Origin of the sequence: Pseudarthrobacter oxydans (assembly GCF_030812335.1) — a bacterium.
In the GTDB taxonomy this organism is placed as follows: Bacteria; Actinomycetota; Actinomycetes; order Actinomycetales; family Micrococcaceae; genus Arthrobacter; species Arthrobacter oxydans_B.
On record NZ_JAUSSN010000027.1, the window covers coordinates 1 to 1889 of the forward strand.

The window sequence follows — 1889 nt, forward strand, 5'->3', positions numbered from 1 at the left end:
CGTGTTGACGGGTTACCTGACGCGGGATCCGCGGCGGCGCTGGCTCGTGCTCTGGGTCTTCTGCCTCGGCAGCTGGCAGGACCAGGACTACCTGTCTCCCCAGGCGTTCGGCTTTTTTCTGTATCTCGTTGTGGTCGCGCTGCTCGTTGGCCCGTTGGCCGCGCGGGCCCCCGCGCTCCGCGGCTACCGACGTGCCGAGCTGGCGGCGTGGTGGCGTGGACGGTCGCCCGCCGAGCCCCGGCCGGGGCAGCGGGTGAGCGCCCTCGTGGTGGCCCTGTTGCTCGTTACGGTCATCTGTGCGAGTCATCAGCTGACGCCGTTCATGGTGATCATCGCCATCACCGCGCTCACCTTGAGCGGGCGTGTCTGGCCCAGCCGGCTGCCCCTGATCACCGTCGTCGTGCTGACGCTCTGGCTCGTCTACCCTGCGAGTGCTTACCTCATCGGGAACCCGCCGCTGGCGGACGCAGGACTGCTGGGCGCGGCCGAGGCGAACGTCATCGACCGCCTGAGCGGGACCGCCGGGCACGTGCTCGTGGTGCAGGTCAGGATCGTTCTCACCCTGGTGCTGTGGGCGCTTGCCGCGGCGGGGGCGGTGCGCGACTGGCGCAGGGGACGTCTCGACATCCGGGTGGTCCTCCTGGCTGTCACCCCGCTGCTGCTCTTCCCCGCGCAGTTGTACGGCGGGGAAATGCTTATCCGCGTCTCGCTGTTCGCGCTGCCCTTCATCGCCATACAGGCGTGCTCGGTCCTGCTTCCCGCAGACGGCAGAACCCGCCCCTCCTTCCGCGCCGCGGGGGCCCTGGCGCTCACCTGCTTCCTGTTGGCCGTGCTGACCGTGACGGGCCGGTTCGGGAACGCCCAGTATGACGTCTTCACCGACGATGAGATCGCCGCCGTCGCCGCCGTGCAGCGTCTCGCGCCCCCCGGTTCGACGATCATCTCCGCTGCCCACCCGACGCCGTGGCGCAGCGAGGCCTACCTCGAACACCGGGCCCGGACGATCGACGACATGTGCCGGTCGGACCTGTCGACGGCGACGTGCGGCCCACTCGTTTACGACTTCGCCCGACACAGCCCTTCCGGTGCCGTCGTGTTGTTCACGCGCTCCTCGGAGGCGAGTCTGGTGCTTCAGGGCAGCAGCGCGCGCGGCTTCGCCGAGCTGGAGGAATGGCTGAGCGCGCAGGGCGGCGTGGAGCTCGCGTTCAGCAACGTCGACGCACGCGTGTACCGGGTGACGCCATGAGCGGCGGCGGCGTGAGCCGGACCACCGTGGTGCTCGGTCTCGCGGCCGTCGCGCTGTCGCTGGTGACGCTCGCCGGGGTGCCGACACCCCTGCAGACGGTCGCCGCGATAGCCGTTCTGGTCCTGTTCCCGGGGCAGGCACTGGTCCGACTCACACAGGTGACCGACCCCGCGCTCGGCGCGCTGCTCGTCCTGGCGCTCGGCCTCGCCACGCTCACGGCGGTGTCCACGGCGATGTTCTACCTCGCGGTGTGGTCGTGGCAGGCGTGCGTCGTCACGATGGGCGTCATCACCATCCTCGCGTGCCTGGCACGCGCACGGCAGGAGGCCGCATCATGATCGATCTGGCGGGACTGCTCGCGGCTGCCGCCCTCCTCGTCACCCTTGTCGCGCTCGAAGTCCGACGCGCCGGAGCAGACACCGGGCAGCCCACACGCCCGAAGCTCCTCGGCCGAACGGTGAGCCGCGGCGTCGTCGCCGTGATGTGGACGATGTACCTGCTCCTCTTCCTTCCACGCGTGCTGGGACTGCTCGCATGAACCGCGCGGCGCGGTGGTGGCTCCTCAGCGACCTCCACCTGGGTATATCAGACGAGGACCCCCGGCGCCCCGGCAGCATGCTGCCCGAGTTCCTACACCGCGAGG

3 protein-coding genes are annotated in these 1889 nt (G+C 70.1%); all 3 read left to right on the forward strand.

The features are described from left to right. The coding region (locus J2W14_RS21155; protein ID WP_307466207.1) for a glycosyltransferase at nucleotides 1-1246 on the forward strand (1246 nt) is incomplete at its 5' end. Further along, on the forward strand, nucleotides 1243-1584 hold the full coding sequence (locus tag J2W14_RS21160) for a hypothetical protein (protein ID WP_307466210.1): 342 nt from the start codon (nucleotides 1243-1245) through the stop codon (nucleotides 1582-1584). The genes J2W14_RS21155 and J2W14_RS21160, both read left to right, overlap by 4 nt. After that, the gene (locus tag J2W14_RS21165; RefSeq protein WP_307466211.1) at nucleotides 1581-1784 is read left to right on the forward strand and encodes a hypothetical protein; all 204 of its coding nucleotides are present in this window, start codon (nucleotides 1581-1583) and stop codon (nucleotides 1782-1784) included. Before J2W14_RS21160 ends, J2W14_RS21165 begins: the two co-directional genes overlap by 4 nt. The last annotated feature ends 105 nt before the right edge of the window (nucleotides 1785-1889 follow it).